The following is a 14,983-nucleotide window of genomic DNA, read 5'->3' on the forward strand; positions in this document are numbered from 1 at the left end:
TGAGGGTAGCCACTGCCCATGCCCGCGGGAGCAGCGCGTCAGGGTGACGCCCGGTGTGGGGCGGGGGCTCGCCTGCCCGTCAGTCCTCCGGAGGGAGTCTGGGAGGCCCGGCCGCCGCCGCGCGGGCGTCTACCGTTCGGAGCTTCGGGCGCCGCGCAGCGCCTCCGCGCGCTCCTTGCGGGACATGTTCGTCACGTCGACGATGTCGAAGTCGAGCGCGCCCTGGTTGTCCCCCAGGTGCAGGTCCGGGAAGACGCAGCGCAGGTCGTTCACGCCCGTCACCTGGTAGCGCTTGCCCGTCTCGAACAGGCGGTGCGTGCTGCGCACGGACTCCGCCTTGGGGCCCTTCTCCACGCACAGCACCGTGTGCACGCGGCCCAGGGCGCCGGGCCGCACCTCGGCGAAGTCGTCGCGCACGGTGAAGAGGTAGGTGGACTTGGGGTTGAGGCCGCGCAGCAGCATCTGGTGCCGCGGCTTCACCTGGAGGGCGTTCTTCTCCGGCTCGAACAGCACCGAGCGCGGCGGGATGTACGCGGACTGCCGCAGGTGCACGCGGATGGCGCCGCGGTTGTCCTCGGGGCCGGTGTCATCCAGCGCGAAGAAGTGGAGCTTCTTCGCGCCCTTGATGGTGCGAGGGGAGCTGTTGATGAAGCCCACGGCGGCGTCGGCCGCGACGTCCCCTTCCGCGTAGTAGACGAGCGTGCCGGACGTGGTGCCGTCGCCGTCCGCCAGCGCCGCGCTGCCGTCGGTCCACACCGAATAGGCGGCCCCGGGCGACACGTCGATGGTGGCCGTCGGGTACTCCGACAGCGGCAGCGCGTTGTACATGGGCCGCAGCACCAGCAGGCGCGTGGGGTAGTCCACGATCCGCATCGCGTGGTCCGCGTCGCTCTCCGCCGGCTCCGTCCCGGCGCCCGCGTCGCCCTGCGCCTCGGCGCTCGCGACGGCGGCGCTGCCGCCGTCGTCCTGGGGCCCGGCGGTGCCCGCGTCGTCCCCGGGCACGCCCGCGGCGGCGACGGCGGCGCTCCCCGAGTCCGCGGCCGGCGCTCCGGCGTCGACGGCGGTGGTGGGGATCTCCGACGCCATCTGGGTGGTGCCGGGCGCCACCTCCAGCTCCGCCTTGAGGTGCACCTCCGGCTGGTTGGGCGTGAAGCGCCGCGTCCAGGCGCGGTAGCCCGGCTTGGTGATGACGATGGTATGGGACGTCTTCTGCTCCGCGCCGATGACGCGGCTGGGCGTGTTCCCCACGGGCCGGCCGTTGACGACGATGGAGGCCCCTTCCGGCTTGGAGGTGAGCCACAGGACGACGGGCTCTCCCTCGCCCTCGACGACCTCCGGCGGGGACAGGAAGTGCACCAGCAGGCCGATCAGCACGACCACGGCGGTGACGCTGAACACGACCATGCTCAGCAGGCGCACCTGCTTCAGGCGCTTGCGCTCGCGCTCGGCGGCCTCGGCGGCCAGCTTGTCGCGGGCGTCGTCCGCGGAGGTGCGCGCCCGGGGGGCCTCGCGCTCCGGCGGCGCTGGCGGCTCCGGCGCGACGGCTGTCTCCACCGGCGTGTCACGCGGGGCCGCGAACGTGGGCAGCGCCCGCGGCATCGCCGTGGGCTCCGTCCCGGAGTCGGTGTCCGGCTCCGGGGGCAGCTCGGGGGGCAGGGGGCGCTTGCCGGTGCCGGTGGTCTCCCGGGTACCGCCCGCCGTCACCCGGCGCACGCCGGTGGTGCTGCGGCGCACCGTGGTGGCCTGGTTGGAGCTGGAAGTGGAGGAGCGGCGCGCGCCACCTTCGCTCGCGGGGCGCTGGCCGGCATCGCTGCCGGGGGCGCGCACGCCGGGGCTGGACGGGCGGGAGACGCCGGGGCTGGACGGACGGGTCACGCCAGGGCTGGAGGGGCGGACCACGCCGGGGCTGGAGGGGCGGCCGTTGCTGGAAGGCAGGCGCGCGCGGCCCTGGGACGGCTCCGACGACGGCGTCTGCCACGCGGCCAGCTGATCCTTGAAGGTGGGCGGCAGCTCCACCTTGCGTCCCTCGCCAGCCAGCTCCTCCGCGAAGAGGTACGTCATGAGCTGGCTCAGCATCGTGGGCGTGAAGCGCGGCGTGTCGCGGTAGAGCATCTCCACCAGCGACTCGCTCAGGTCCTTCGCCGTCTGGTAGCGCGCCTCGCGGTCCACCGCCATCGCGTGCGCGACGATGCTCTCCAGGTCCTCGCCAATGGACGGGTTGATGGCGGACGGCGGCAGGCAGTCGCCCTGGATGATGCGGGGCAGCACCGTGACGAACTCGCCCTCGAAGGGGCGCCGGCCGCACAGCATCTCGTAGAGGACGATGCCCGCGGCGTACACGTCCGTGCGCGCGTCCAGGTCCTGCCGCCCCTGGGCCTGCTCCGGGGAGAAGTACGGGTACTTGCCCTTGAGCGTGCCCGGCGACGTCTTGGCCTCCACCGCGCTCGTGGCCTTGGCGATGCCGAAGTCGATGACCTTGACCTCGCCCTCGTAGGAGATGAGGACGTTGTCGGGGGACACGTCGCGGTGGACCAGGCCCAGCGTCTGGCCGTCCTCGCCCACGTGGCGGTGCGCGTAGTCCAGGCCCTCGCACAGCTTGCTGGCGATGTGCAGCGCCAGCGGCTGGGGCAGGAAGCCCACCCCGGCGCGCGCCGCGCGGCGCAGCACCTTCGACAGGGGCTGGCCATGCACCAGCTCCATGGCGATGAAGTACTGCCCCTCCACCTCACCGAAGTCGAAGATCTGCGCGATGTTGCCGTGCGTGAGGCCGGCCGCGACGCGCGCTTCGCTGATGAACATCTCCACGAAGTCGTGGTCGTCCACGAAGTGCGGGAGGATCTGCTTGATGACGCATGGCTTGGTGACGCCAGCGGCACCGGTCAGGCGTGCGCGGTACGTGACGGCCATGCCCCCAGCGGCAATCTTGGAGACGAGGACGTACTTGCCGAATTGCTGGGGACTGGGTTCTGCCACGGGCGGGGAGGCGTGCCGGTAAAGGGGAAAGCCCGAGCATACTCGCCTTCCATCGAAAGTCCCGGACGCGCTCGCATGGCATGCGAAGATTTCGCTCCGGGTGCTGTCCCGGTGTGGCAGGCAGCCTGGTGGGTCAGGAAGACCCTCGGAACGGACACGACGCCCAGGGTCTCGGCGGGGCGGGTGTGAGGGGGACTGCTGGGGCGGTTCACACTTCTTCACGCGGGTTCGTGACGTGCGTGCGGGGGGCGGCGTTATCACCTGCGCCATTCCGGGCCTCGGGCCGTGGGATGGGGGTGGTGGAAGGCCGCTCCCAGGGAAGCGAGACGACGGCCATGGGGCATGGGCGCCCGGTGTGGAGTGCGCGGGCCACCTTCGCGGTGGTGCTGGGGCTGGTGCTGGCCTCGGGGGCCGCGTGGGCGCAGGACGGGGACGGGTGGCCGTCCGCGTTCGACCTGCTGGCGAGCGGTCCCGAGCTGGGCGGCGGTGACGTGCCCCGCGCCGCGCCGCCGCGCCGGGGCGCGAACGCCTCCGGGGTGCCGCCGGAGGTGATGGCCCGGGTGCTGACGGAGGAGGGGCCACGGCCGGTGCCCATGGCGTCCGCGGCGGAGTCCGGTCCGGTGGTGGCGCCGGACGCGGAGACGGACGACGCGCCGGGGCCCCCGGGGCGCCGCGTGTCGGCTCCCCGGACGCGGCTGGTGGAGGACGCGCCGAGGCCGCCGTTCAAGGCGGTGCCGGTGGTGGTGGCGGTGGTGCCCGGGTTGGTGCTGCACGGGCTGGGGGCGTGGACGGCGGGGGATGGTCAGACGGCGCGGGGCCTCTTCGTGGCGGAGGCCACGGGGCTGGGGTTGCTGGCGGCGGGGGTGGTGCCCCTGGCGCTGACGGGCGCGTCGCGCAGGACGGTGGGGCCGCTGTACGCGGTGGCGCTGACGGGCGCGGGGGTGTTCTCGCTGTCGATGCTGGCGAACCTGTACGCGGTCATCTCCCCCGCGTTCGACCCCGGGCAGGTGCCGGACACGCTGCCGCCGTTGGAGTTCGACCTGGGCTACCAGTACGTGCACGACGTGTCGGCGGACTACCGGAACTTCTTCGCGCTGGGCGCGGTGGCGCGGCTGTCGGCGGTGCGGCTGGAGGCGTCCGCGCGGCTGGCGCCGGACGATGGCAACACGCTGATCCGCGCGGGCGCGGCGTACCGGCTGTGGGGCGCGCCGGAGCGGACGCCGGGGCTGGGGGATGGGACCGCGCTGGAGGTGGAGGGCTTCGCGACGTACCACCGCTACCCGACGGAGGGCTTCACGCTGGGCGGCGGGGAGGTGGCGCTCCGGGGCCGCTACGCGATGGAGCGCTTCGGTCCCAGGTTCATGGGCTCGTTCGTGGAGGGGAGCGTGGGCCTGTCGCTCCAGGGCTACAGCTATCCGGGGCGCGTGGACGACGACAACCTGTACGGGCAGCTGCTCTACACGTTCGGCTATGGCGTGTGGCTGGGGCGCGGCGGGCCGCTGAAGGGCGAGGCGGTGCTCTTCTACGACCACCGCAAGGACGGGCTGGTGGGCGGCATGCGCGGCCGGGGCGGCGGCGTGGTGGGCTCGTTCGGCGCGAGGGGCCGCGTGCTGCTGACGGAGCGCTGGGGCGTGGCGGCGGAGGCGCAGGTGGGCGGCGCGCTGATGGGGCGGGTGTCGTTGTTGTACGCGGTGGGAGGTGACACGTGAGCGGCGGGGTTCGTGCGCTGGGCGCGGTGGGACTGGCGGCGGCGCTGCTGTCTTCGGGCTGCATGCGGCCCGGCGAGGACCGCGCGGTGCGAGACACGCGCGTGGGCCAGGCCGAGGGCGACGCGCTGACGGTGGAGGTGGAGGGCGGGCTCGCGTCGGTGCGGACGCTGGCGTCGGGGACGCTGGAGCTGTGGGGACAGGCGCCGGTGTTCACGGTGCGCGTCAACGCGGGCGCGCAGGCGCGCGCGGACTGGCTGTTCACGGTGCACAACGCGATGCCGGGTGCGCTGCTGGAGGCGGTGGACGCGTCGGGCACGCCCCTGGCGGTGGTGGCCCTGCCGGACGCGCACCCCACGGTGAAGGCGTGGCGGGTGGCGCTCGCGCCGGGGACGTCCGCCCGGCTGACGGTGGCGCCGCCGGACTGGGACACGCGCGAGCCGTTCCGCTTCGCCGCGCTGGCGGACGTGCAGGAGGCGCTGTCGAAGGTGGGGGACATCTACGCGCGGCTGAACGAGGACCCCACGCTGCGCTTCATCTTCTTCGCGGGCGACCTGACGGAGTACGGGACGCGGGAGCAGTTGGAGGAGTTCCAGCAGCGGCTGGAGGCGGACTCGCGCATCCCGCTGTACGCCACGCTGGGCAACCACGAGACCTTCACCGACGACGCGCGCGAGTACCAGCGGCTGGTGGGGCGGGGCAGCCAGCACTTCGTCTTCCGGGGCGTGCACTTCAGCCTGGTGGACTCCGGCAGCAGCACGGTGGATCCGCTGGCGGAGGAGGCGCTGGACGGGTGGCTGGAGGAGGCGCGCGACGCGGTGCACGTGGTGGCGATGCACATCCCGCCCCTGGATCCGATCGGCGTCCGGGGCGGCGGCTTCGCCGTGCGCAACGAGGCGGCGGGGCTGGTGGGGAAGATGGCGAGGGCGGGCGTGGACCTGACGCTCTACGGCCACATCCACTCCTACTATTCGTTCTCCAACGCGGGCATCCCGGCGTTCATCTCCGGAGGGGGCGGGGCGATCCCGGAGCGCTTCGACGGGGTGGGCCGGCACTTCCTGGCGGTGGACGTGGATCCATCGGTGGGGGTGCGCGAGGTGGGGCTGGTGCGGGTGGATTGATCCGCGCGGGTCTTGACGATGCAAGCGGGGCCGACTTTCCGGCCCGCGCGAGGACCCCCTTGAAAGACCACTGAACATCTGGGCAGATAGGCGGCCTCAACGCCTTGTGAGGAGGCCTGCCCATGTTCGATTCCCCCGAGAACGATTCCATCTCCCCCGCGCTGCGCGCGCTGCTCGAGCTGTTCGCCACGGACCTGGCGGACGTGAAGTTCCCGGACGTGGACACGGCGGTGCTGGGAGAGGCCGCCGCGCATGTGCGGGAGAAGGCGGAGGCGGTGGCCCGGGCGCAGGCGGCGCTGGACGCGGCGAGGCAGGCGCTGAACGAGAGCCAGGAGTCGCTGCTCCAGAAGGGCCAGCGGGCGCTGGCGTACGCGAAGGTGTTCGCGGAGGACGACGCGGAGCTGGGCGGGAAGCTGGAGGCCATCCACCTGCCGCGTCCGGTGCGCAAGTCGGGGCCGTCCGCGGTGGAGCCCCTGGGCGCGACGGCGGGCAACGACGACAACGCCCCGCGCCGCCGTGGCCGTCCCCCCAAGCTGCGCCCGGTGGCCTCGCTCTTCACGGAGGGCGGCAACACCTCGGACGCCGCGCAGGAAGAGGCGTCCGCGGGCTTCCCGTCCTAGGCCCGCAAGAAGAAGACCGCGTGCCCCCGGTACGGCGACCGGGAGCACGCGGTCCGCGCTCTCCGAGTGGCTAGTCCTTCGGGAGCGCTGTCGAACGTCTCGAACACGACGGGGCCGCATATAGCGACGCCACGTGTCGCGAAGGTTCAGTTGCCGTGACACTTCGCCTCCGGCCGAGTCTTGATGGGGTCACGAACCGCGGGCGTCCCGCAATCCACGCGGCAGGTGCGTCAGGGCTCCGTCGGAAAGCAGGGCCGTGGGCGCTCCCCGACGCCGTGTCTGCGACAACAGGATGATCAGCAGCGCCGAATACACGACCGCGAACGGCCGGAAGAGCAGCACCCGCCGGGTCAGCTCCGCACCCAGGACCGTGTCCGAGACGACCATGCCGATGAGCGCCACCGCGGCCACGCCCACCATGCCCCCGCGGGAGCGCCCCTCCAGCGCGCAGCGGATCACCGGCCACGCGAGCAGATAGTTCGCGCGCCACGCCAGCGGTGACAGGAGCGTCACGCCCAGGCAGCAGAACGCGAGCAGCTCCACGGGGCCGGGTCGCGCCCACAGGAGCGCCGCGACGAACAGCCCCAGCGCCACCGCCTGCGCCAGCGTCATCGCGCCCGCGGGGGGCAGCGACTCCGCGGGCAGCACCAGCGACAGCAGCAGCGTGGGCAGGCCCTGGGGGTTGTGCCCCAGCGCCCACGGGGGCGTGGTGCGGGCCAGGATGTCCGTCCAGTCACGCACCTGTGACACGGTACCCGCCCACCCGTAGCGGCCCAGCGTGGGGAAGACCAGGAGGACGCCGAGGAGGGCGGTGGTCCCCACCACGCGCCAGTGCCTGCGCGCCAGGAAGAACAGGCCCAGCAGCGCGGCCGGAGGCTTGAGCAGGCACGCGACGGCGAAGGCGGCGCCCGGGCCCCACGCGCGGCCGCGCTCCGCGCCCACGGCGGCGAAGACCAGCAGCCCCAGCAGCACGGCGTCCACCTGGCCGTAGAAGATCTCGAAGGAGAACGCGGGCAGCAGGGCGGCGGTGGCCAGCACGGGCGCCCAGGGCCACGGCGCGGCCTCTCCGGGCGCGGGCGCGGCGCGGCGGGTGAGCACGGACACGGCGGCCAGCGCGAGCACGGAGCCCAGGTTCCACAGCGCCACGGCGGCGCGCGGGGGCAGGGCGGTGAAGGGCAGGAAGAGGGGCGCGGTGACGGGCGCGTACTTGAACGGCATGGTGCCGTCCTCGGCGCGGTAGAGGTCGGAGCCCTCGCGGAAGCGCTCGGCGGCGGTGAGGTAGACGCGGAAGTCCGCGCCGCGCCGGGGGTGCTGTCCCACGGCCACGGCCGCCACGGCGAGCACCGCCAACAGGGCCCACTCCACCTTCCGGGACGCGCGGTGGAGCGGCAGGTCAGCGGTGCTCATTCACGGTCAGCGGGTGCGGGGTGGGGCGCGCACCATTCCACGCGGGGGCGCCCCGCCGCAATCACAGGCCGTAGGCTTCGAGCAGCCGCAGCCACACCTCGCTCATGGTGGGGTACGACGGCACCGCGTGCCAGAGCGTGTCCAGCGGCACCTCGCCCGCGACGGCGACGGTGGCCGCGTGGAGCATCTCCCCCACGCCCGGGCCGGTGAACGTAGCGCCCACGATGACCCGGCGCTTCTCGTCCACCACCAGCTTCGCGGTGCCCTTGAAGTCCTCGCCCATCACGGCCGTGCCGGCCACGTCCCCCAGCTCGTACTGCACCGTCTTCACCGGCACGCCCTCCTTGCGTGCCTTCTCCTCGGTGAGGCCCACGCTGGCCACCTGCGGGTGCGTGAAGACGACCTGCGGCGTGGCCCGGGTGTCCGCCCACGTCTTCGCGGGCTTGCCCAGGAGGATGTCGCCCACCTGTCGCGCCTGGTACTTGCCCATGTGCGTGAGCATGTTGCGGCCGTTCACGTCGCCGCAGGCGTACAGCCAGTCGCCGTCCACGCCCTTCGCGCGCAGCTGCTCATCCACTTCGATGGTCGCGCCGGGCTTGAGGCCCACCGTCTCCACGCCCAGGTCGTCCGTGCGCGCGGTGCGGCCCATGGCCACGAGCAGCGCGTCCGCGCGCAGCGTGTCGCCGCCCGTCAGCGTCACGGTGAACTCGCCCTTCTCGCCGGAGCGCTGCACCTTGGTCGCCTGCGTCTCCAGCAGCACGCGCACGCCGGAGTCGCGCAGCGCCTGCGCCACCTGCTCGCCCACGAAGGGCTCGAAGCGCTTGAGCAGCCGGGGCCCGCGCTGCACCAGCGTCACCTCCGAGCCCAGCTCGCGCCACGCCTGCGCCAGCTCCACCGCCTCCACGCCACCGCCCAGCACCACCAGCCGGCCCGGGACCGCCTTGGCGCCGGTGCCCTCGCGGTTGTCCCAGGGCTTGGACTCCCTCAGGCCCGCGGTCTCCGGCAGGCGCGGCTTGCTGCCCGTGGCGACCACGACGGCCCGCTTCGCCTCCAGCTCGCGCACCTTCCCGTCCTTGCCCGTCACGCTCACCTTGCGCGGGCCGGTGAGCCGGCCATGGCCGCGCATCACGTGGAGCTTCGCCCCCTCCGCCCACTTCACCTGGGACTTGTCGTCGTAGCCGGACACCATCTTGTCGCGGTGCTTGAGCACCGCCTCCGCCTTGAGCGGGCCCTGGATGAGCTCGCGCAAGCCGGGCGTGTGCTGTGCCATCCACAGCGTCTCGCTGGGGTGCAGCAGCGCCTTGCTGGGCATGCAGGCCCAGTAGGAACACTCGCCGCCCACGAGCTCGTGCTCCACCAGCGCGACCTTCAAGCCCCCCGCCGCGGCACGCGCACCCGCGTTCTCCCCCGTAGGACCTGCCCCGATCACCACCACGTCGAAAGTCTCGGCCATGAAGCCTCCCGCCTCCTGCTTGGTCACGGAAGGGCCCGCCGCCAATCGCACTGGCCGCCCGAGTCGGCTGGTGGAAAGAGCGGCTGGTCACAAGAGGACAGCCCCCGCTGTCAGGGCCCGGAGGCCCCCGCCGTCGGGGCACGGCCGGATGCGTGGGGTTTCGAGCGTCCGGACGAGCGGTCCGCGCGGAGAACGCGCGGCGGGAGGTGTGCCATGGGACGTGTCGCCAAGGGTGTCTCGGTTCGCTCCGCGCGGTCGCGCGTCTAGCCTCACCGGCAGTGTCCCATCCCCGCCCGAAGGCGGCGCCATCTGGAGCGCCGCCGTGGATGCGTGGGGACAGCCTGTCGTGAATCGCTGACGGCGTGTCCGCGCGGCGGCTCCCGCGTGCACATCCCGGCCAGGTCCCGGCTCCTCGCGAGCACGTGGACGCGGCCGACAGGAATCCGTCTTCGCTCATGTCCTCATCCAGGCATCGCCGTTCCCGCGCGCCGTCCCGGCGTTCGGGCTCCTCGCTGTTCCACTCCGAAGCGCCCTCCGCGCGTCACCTGCGCGTCCAATCCACCCTCTCCGAAGAAGTCTCCCTGCTCTTCCGTGGCGAGCTGTCCGACCCACGGCTCGAAGGCGTCGCGCTCACGTCGTTCGAGCTGTCCCCCGAAGGCCGCATCGCGCGCATCGGCTACACGCTGTCGCACGATGCCGCCGCACCCGCCGACGTGAAGGAGGCGCTGCTCCGCGCGGAGGGCTACCTGCGCTCGCGGCTCGCGCAGCACCTGAACCTCAAGCGCACCCCGCACCTGCGCTTCGTGCTCATGGGCACCGCCCCGCGCATGGAGCCCGAGCCCGAGGACGGGGACGGGGATGGGGGTGACGCATGATGCCCCGCATCCTCGAAGCCCCACCGGGCGCCGTGCCCCTCCTCGCCTGGGCCCGCGCGGTTCCCCTGGCGGCGCTGAAGCAGCTCCAGCGGCTCGCCGCGCAGCCCTACGTCACGGAGCACGTGGCGGTGATGCCGGACGTGCACCTGGCGTCGGGCGTGGCGGTGGGCACCGTCTTCGCCACGCAAGCCCACGTCGTCCCCGGCGCGTTGGGCAATGACCTGGGCTGCGGCGTGAGCGCGCACCGCTTCGCCTTCCCCGCCGCGTCGCTGTCGCGCGCGGACCTGGAGCGGCTGCTCTCCCAGCTCTCCCGGGTCATCCCGGTGGGGGACGCGGTGCACCGGGGCCGGGGCCTGCCACCACCGCCCGGACTGGAAGCCCCGCCGCTGTCCACCCAGAAGCTCGTCCATGTCTGGGAGCGGCTGGCCCCGCGACACCTGGGCACGCTCGGGGGCGGCAACCACTTCCTGGAGCTGGACCGGGACGGGGCGGGCGACCTCTGGCTGCTCATCCACTCCGGGTCGCGGGGCGTGGGGGCCGCCGTGGGCGAGCACCACCAGCGCGTGGCGGAGGCGCTCGGCGAGGGCACTCCGCCCGCCCTTCACACCGACACCGAGGCGGGCCAGGCCTGCGTGAACGACATGGAGTGGGCCTGCCGCTTCGCCCGCGCCAACCGGGACGCGCTCGCCGCCCGGGCGCTGGCCGTGCTGGGGGACCTGCTGGGCGTGTCCCCGGACACGGAGAGCACCGTGGACGTGCACCACAACCACGTCGCCTCCGAGCCGCACTTCGGCCGGGTGCTCTGGGTGCACCGCAAAGGAGCGGTGGGGCTGGACGCGGGGGCCCGGGGGCTCATCCCCGGCTCCATGGGCACGGCCTCCTCCCTCGTCGAGGGCCGGGGCGAACCGCGCGCCTTCCGCTCCTGCTCGCATGGCGCGGGCCGGGTGCTCACCCGCACCGAGGCGCGGACCCGCATCCGCCCGGAGGCGCTGGTCCACGCCCTGCGTCGCGTGGTCTTCGACCCGGGCCGGACCCGGGCCCTGGTGGAGGAGGCCCCCACCGCCTACCGGGACCTCACCGAGGTGCTGGAGGACCAGGCGGACCTCGTGACGCCCCGCGTCCGGCTCACGCCCCTGGCCGTGCTGAAGGGCTGAGGGGTGGGGCCTGTCGGGTGGATGACAGCCGGTCCCCCGGCCGGACCCCCGCCTGGGTGGCGGTGATCCACCCCGCACTCCACGGCGAACGGGGCCCATCGTCAGAGTGGGTTCCCGCGCACGTCGAGATGCCGTAGTATCGGCCCACGAGTACGCGTGCGAACCTGCTGGGGCGTCGTCTAATGGCAGGACGTCAGACTTTGACTCTGATTATCAAGGTTCGAATCCTTGCGCCCCAGCCACTCCGCTCCGGGGGGACGCGGTCAACGTCCGTCCGGAGGTAGAAGGCGGTGGGCTGATGCCGCAGAAGACGCTCCTGCTGGTCACCGTGGGCGGTCCGCCGTCCGCGCTCGTGAACGCCGTGCAGGAACCGCTGGCGACGCACCTGGGCGTCAGCGCGGTCGTGAGCAGGACGGTGCTGTCGTCCCCTGCCTACGCCTTCAACAAGGACCGGAGCCAGTACCACTGCAACGCCATCATGCGGCGGCTGGGAACGGTGCTGGAGGACGCGCCCCAGGACCTGGTGATGGGCGTGACGGACGCGGACCTGTTCGAACCGGACTCGCCCTTCGTCTTTGGCCAGGCGGACCGGGAGTCGAACGTCGCGGTGCTGAGCGTGTACCGGCTGCGCCAGGGCGCGGAGGGTGAGGCGCTGCGCCGCCGCGTGCAGGTGGAGGCGGTGCACCAGGTGGGACACCTCATCGGCCTGTCCTACTGCGAGGACTCCCGGTGCGTGATGTTCTTCCCGCAGGCTCCGCAGGACATCGACCGCAAGTCGCTGGGCCCCTGCAATGTCTGTCGCAACGAGCTGAACCGGCTCAACCGCTGAGGCGCGTGAGGGGGCGCGTGAATGCCTCCTCGCGCGTTGACGTCCTGTCCAGCGCGCCCTGTAGTCTGCGGGCCGAAGCGTGTGACAGGGCCGGCACGGCGGGAGACAGTGATGATGGGCATGCGGCGATGGCTCGGTGGCGTGGTGGCGGTGGGGATGTTGGGGGCGTGCCAGCCCCTGGATGACGCGGGTGGCGGTGGCACCACGGGCGACGTCCTCTTCAACCAGGGCTTCGCCTTCGTGCGCGACGACCGGAACGTCTACGTGGTGGACGACGACGGCGACCCCAACAGCCCGCAGCGGCTGACGACGGGCGGCGGCGCTTACACGCCCTCGATTTCGAAGAACGGCAACAGCATCGTGTTCGTGCGGCGCTCGGGCAACGTGTCCTCGCTCCAGACGGTGCCCACCTCGGGCGGGCCGGTGGCCACGCTGCTGAGCACCAACGACGCGGCGTGCGGCAGCTGCACCAACTTCCGCGGGCCCACGTTCAGCCCGGATGGCCGCACCATCGTCTTCGCGTTCGACCGGACATCCGGATCGCTGGGCTCGCTGGCGCGCATCGGGGTGGATGGCAGTGGCTTCACGGAGCTGACGCCCAACGCGGGCATCGCCTTCGGGTCGCCGTCCTTCTTCCCCAACGGCAACACGGTGCTGGCGCCCGCGGGCACCGTCGCGTCCCAGCTCAACCAGCTCGCGTTCGTGCCGGTGGGCGGTGGCACCACGCGCTTCGTGTCGCTGGGCAACGAGGTGCTGGCCATCGCGAACCGCGCGGTGGTGTCTCCGGATGGGCAGCAGGTGGCGCTGGACGGGCGGCTGTCCTCCGGCAGCACGCGCATCTTCGTGGGCAACGTGACGGCCACCGGCCTCAACGGCGTCCTGCGGCGGTTGACGGACTACACGGCGAGCACGGTGCAGGAGAGCTTCCCCAGCTGGGCGGGCAGCACGGGGCTGGGCTTCCTCTTCAACGACTCCGGCGGCGACCCGAGCATCTACCGCGCCCCGGTGTCCTCGACGGCCAGCTCCGTCACCCTCGCGGTGCCCGTCGCGAACGAGCCCTTCTACGGGCCCAACTGATATTCGCGCGGGGGCCGCTGCTGCCCGGCGAGCGGCGGCTTCGGGGGTTCTCCCGGGTAAGGGCTGGAGCAGGGGGCATGAGGCGATGGCCTCCATGGCGCTCCCTGCTCCTACCGGGTGTCCCCGGTCAGCGACCAGGCTTGCAGCAGCCCGAGGACACCGACGGCCGCGAACAGCAGCAGGAAGACGGTTCCCCGGATGACGTCACGGCGCTCGACGCCTGTCCCCGGCCGCATGTTGTGGTGGGGCGCATCCGCCAGATAGACGATGTCGACGGTGGAGCCCGGTGGACGCTCCCCGTCGTCCGCCGCTTCCCGGAAGTTGCCGTACATCCGCGACCCGTCCGGCAGCGCGAAGCAATGGAAGACATGCTGCTGGCGGCTCCGGGCATACCGCGTGACGCTGACGACCTCCGCGCGCACGCGCACCCCCTCCTGCCGCAGCCGCACGGTGATGCCGCGGTACTTCAGGAGCAGCCGCAGCAACAGCAGGGGGGCGCCTGCGAACACGACGAGGAGGATGATCAGGGTCGTGAAGGGCATGGCACCGTCAGGACTCGGGGGGAGCGGGTGAACTCGCGCCGACGCAGCAGGGACGGCAGGGGGAAGACCCTTTCAGGGATCATGGGGCGACGTCCTCCCGTGCCGCCTCCTGCCGCTGCTGCTTCTGCTGGGCAGGAAGCCGCGGAGGCGCATCCAGTTGGCGCCAGCTTTGGGGGACGGTGGGGTGCCGAGGGCCCCGTGCCTGGACCCTCATGGGGTCGGGCATCATCATCAGGTACACGGTCACGACCATGAGGAACACCATGACGGTCACCATGGGCACGAGCGTGAGCAGCCCGACTTCCGTCTCCTCGCACTGATTCTGTCGGGGGTCCTCCGGGAGGTAGAGGACTTCGAGCACGTCCCCCACGGATGGGTGCGACCGCAGCACGCGCTTCTTCTGGGAGAACTCGTCTTGGAACCGCGAGCCGTCCTGCAGTTGGAAGACGTACTCCACCACCACGGTGTTCAGCACGTAGCTCCGGCGCAGGTTGACCACCTCGCCCAGGGCGCGCAGTCCCTGCGCTCGCAGCTTCCGGGTGAGCCGGTGCTGGCGCAGCAGCCGCACCGCGGTGAACAGGCATGTCCCCAGGAGGATCGCCCCGATCAGGAGCCTGAAGAGAGAGAGCATGGTTCCTTCAGGATGGGGGTGCGAGGGATGTGGAGGCAACCTGGGTCGGGTCTGTCTCGGCCCTCGCCAGCAGGGCCACCGCGCCAATGAGGACGAGGCCCACGAGCACGAAGCTGAAGTAGAGGGCGAGCCCCAGTGACATCACCCCGTGGCCCTCGGGGAAGCCGCGGCGCGGGTCGTTCGCGTCATAGAGCACCTGGATGCGGTCCCCGGGGCGCAGGCGCTTCCACAGGTCCTGGGAGATGTGGCGCTGGTGCTCGCGCCGCGTGCCGTCCGGTGGGGTGAAGGCGTAGTGGAGCACGTAGTCCGTGTCGTCCGCGGCGGCGAGCCGCTCCTTCTTGAGCACCGTGCCTTCCGCGTGGACCCCCTCGCGCACGATGCGCGTGTCCCGTTGGTACGACCCCCAGGTCAGCACCAGCATGGACACGCCCAGCACCACGAACGATGCGCCCAGCGCCCGCGCCGCGATGACGGCCACCCGTGCCTCCTTCCTCGCTGCCTGCCGCCCCTCTAAGCAGGCGACAGGCGACGCGAAACGGCAATCCTCCTCCGTGCCCCGCCGTACACCCGGGCGCGGGGCCTGCCCTGGTTTCGC

Annotated in this window: 13 protein-coding genes and 1 tRNA gene; 8 read left to right on the forward strand and 6 right to left on the reverse strand. The window is 72.5% G+C overall.

Translation table 11 applies throughout. The features are described 5' to 3' along the window. Nucleotides 1-129: 129 nt before the first annotated feature. Nucleotides 130-2,973 carry a serine/threonine-protein kinase gene (locus GTY96_RS12305; protein ID WP_143906364.1) on the reverse strand — a complete coding sequence of 948 codons (2,844 nt, stop codon included), beginning with the start codon at nt 2,971-2,973 and terminating at the stop codon, nt 130-132. Between the two features lie 299 nt (nt 2,974-3,272). Here GTY96_RS12305 and GTY96_RS12310 point away from each other — a divergent pair, with 299 nt between their 5' ends. The 3 genes from GTY96_RS12310 to GTY96_RS12320 all read left to right on the forward strand — a co-directional run bounded on the left by GTY96_RS12310 (nt 3,273) and on the right by GTY96_RS12320 (nt 6,420). Continuing rightward, the gene (locus GTY96_RS12310) at nt 3,273-4,682 is read left to right on the forward strand and encodes a hypothetical protein (protein ID WP_328700844.1); all 1,410 of its coding nucleotides are present in this window, start codon (nt 3,273-3,275) and stop codon (nt 4,680-4,682) included. After that, the gene (locus GTY96_RS12315) at nt 4,679-5,800 is read left to right on the forward strand and encodes a metallophosphoesterase family protein (RefSeq protein ID WP_255442749.1); all 1,122 of its coding nucleotides are present in this window, start codon (nt 4,679-4,681) and stop codon (nt 5,798-5,800) included. Before GTY96_RS12310 ends, GTY96_RS12315 begins: the two co-directional genes overlap by 4 nt. Before the next feature lie 122 nt (nt 5,801-5,922). Further along, nucleotides 5,923-6,420, forward strand: coding sequence for a hypothetical protein (locus GTY96_RS12320; protein ID WP_143906362.1), 498 nt, complete (start codon nt 5,923-5,925; stop codon nt 6,418-6,420). Between the two features lie 189 nt (nt 6,421-6,609). Here GTY96_RS12320 and GTY96_RS12325 read toward each other — a convergent pair whose 3' ends face one another. Together GTY96_RS12325 and GTY96_RS12330 are read right to left on the reverse strand one after the other, a co-directional pair. Further along, complete coding sequence (locus GTY96_RS12325) at nt 6,610-7,827, reverse strand: glycosyltransferase family 87 protein (RefSeq protein ID WP_201756024.1); 1,218 nt, start codon at nt 7,825-7,827, stop codon at nt 6,610-6,612. A gap of 61 nt (nt 7,828-7,888) precedes the next feature. Further along, on the reverse strand, nt 7,889-9,280 hold the full coding sequence (locus GTY96_RS12330; protein WP_143906360.1) for a dihydrolipoyl dehydrogenase family protein: 1,392 nt from the start codon (nt 9,278-9,280) through the stop codon (nt 7,889-7,891). Between the two features lie 455 nt (nt 9,281-9,735). On the opposite strand from GTY96_RS12330, the gene GTY96_RS12335 reads away from it, so the two are divergent. From GTY96_RS12335 to GTY96_RS12355, 5 genes are all read left to right on the forward strand, one after another. Continuing rightward, the gene (locus GTY96_RS12335) at nt 9,736-10,155 is read left to right on the forward strand and encodes a ribosome-binding factor A (RefSeq protein WP_143906358.1); all 420 of its coding nucleotides are present in this window, start codon (nt 9,736-9,738) and stop codon (nt 10,153-10,155) included. Continuing rightward, entirely contained in the window at nt 10,152-11,309 is a 1,158-nt protein-coding gene (locus GTY96_RS12340; protein ID WP_143906356.1) for an RtcB family protein, read from the forward strand. Before GTY96_RS12335 ends, GTY96_RS12340 begins: the two co-directional genes overlap by 4 nt. 168 nt (nt 11,310-11,477) lie before the next feature. Then, nucleotides 11,478-11,551 (forward strand) — tRNA-Gln (locus tag GTY96_RS12345). A gap of 56 nt (nt 11,552-11,607) precedes the next feature. Further along, the gene (locus tag GTY96_RS12350) at nt 11,608-12,138 is read left to right on the forward strand and encodes a non-proteolytic archaemetzincin-like protein (protein WP_143906354.1); all 531 of its coding nucleotides are present in this window, start codon (nt 11,608-11,610) and stop codon (nt 12,136-12,138) included. A gap of 120 nt (nt 12,139-12,258) precedes the next feature. Continuing rightward, entirely contained in the window at nt 12,259-13,215 is a 957-nt protein-coding gene (locus tag GTY96_RS12355; RefSeq protein ID WP_328700846.1) for a TolB family protein, read from the forward strand. A gap of 110 nt (nt 13,216-13,325) precedes the next feature. Here GTY96_RS12355 and GTY96_RS12360 read toward each other — a convergent pair whose 3' ends face one another. The 3 genes from GTY96_RS12360 to GTY96_RS12370 all read right to left on the reverse strand — a co-directional run bounded on the left by GTY96_RS12360 (nt 13,326) and on the right by GTY96_RS12370 (nt 14,866). Further along, on the reverse strand, nt 13,326-13,757 hold the full coding sequence (locus GTY96_RS12360; RefSeq protein ID WP_161664817.1) for a DUF3592 domain-containing protein: 432 nt from the start codon (nt 13,755-13,757) through the stop codon (nt 13,326-13,328). 79 nt (nt 13,758-13,836) lie between these two features. Next, nucleotides 13,837-14,388 carry a DUF3592 domain-containing protein gene (locus GTY96_RS12365; protein WP_161664818.1) on the reverse strand — a complete coding sequence of 184 codons (552 nt, stop codon included), beginning with the start codon at nt 14,386-14,388 and terminating at the stop codon, nt 13,837-13,839. A gap of 7 nt (nt 14,389-14,395) precedes the next feature. After that, nucleotides 14,396-14,866 carry a DUF3592 domain-containing protein gene (locus GTY96_RS12370; protein ID WP_161664820.1) on the reverse strand — a complete coding sequence of 157 codons (471 nt, stop codon included), beginning with the start codon at nt 14,864-14,866 and terminating at the stop codon, nt 14,396-14,398. Nucleotides 14,867-14,983 lie beyond the last annotated feature (117 nt).

Source organism: Corallococcus silvisoli, from assembly GCF_009909145.1.
GTDB classification, from domain to species: Bacteria; Myxococcota; Myxococcia; order Myxococcales; family Myxococcaceae; genus Corallococcus; species Corallococcus silvisoli.

Coding starts and splice junctions, on each gene's coding strand:
- GTY96_RS12340 (WP_143906356.1), top strand. CDS start 10,152: ATGATGCCCCGCATCCTCGAAGCCCCACCGGGCGCCGTGCCCCTCCTC.
- GTY96_RS12325 (WP_201756024.1), bottom strand. CDS start 7,827: ATGAGCACCGCTGACCTGCCGCTCCACCGCGCGTCCCGGAAGGTGGAG.
- GTY96_RS12350 (WP_143906354.1), top strand. CDS start 11,608: ATGCCGCAGAAGACGCTCCTGCTGGTCACCGTGGGCGGTCCGCCGTCC.
- GTY96_RS12320 (WP_143906362.1), top strand. CDS start 5,923: ATGTTCGATTCCCCCGAGAACGATTCCATCTCCCCCGCGCTGCGCGCG.
- GTY96_RS12335 (WP_143906358.1), top strand. CDS start 9,736: ATGTCCTCATCCAGGCATCGCCGTTCCCGCGCGCCGTCCCGGCGTTCG.
- GTY96_RS12365 (WP_161664818.1), bottom strand. CDS start 14,388: ATGCTCTCTCTCTTCAGGCTCCTGATCGGGGCGATCCTCCTGGGGACA.
- GTY96_RS12360 (WP_161664817.1), bottom strand. CDS start 13,757: ATGCCCTTCACGACCCTGATCATCCTCCTCGTCGTGTTCGCAGGCGCC.
- GTY96_RS12330 (WP_143906360.1), bottom strand. CDS start 9,280: ATGGCCGAGACTTTCGACGTGGTGGTGATCGGGGCAGGTCCTACGGGG.
- GTY96_RS12355 (WP_328700846.1), top strand. CDS start 12,259: ATGCGGCGATGGCTCGGTGGCGTGGTGGCGGTGGGGATGTTGGGGGCG.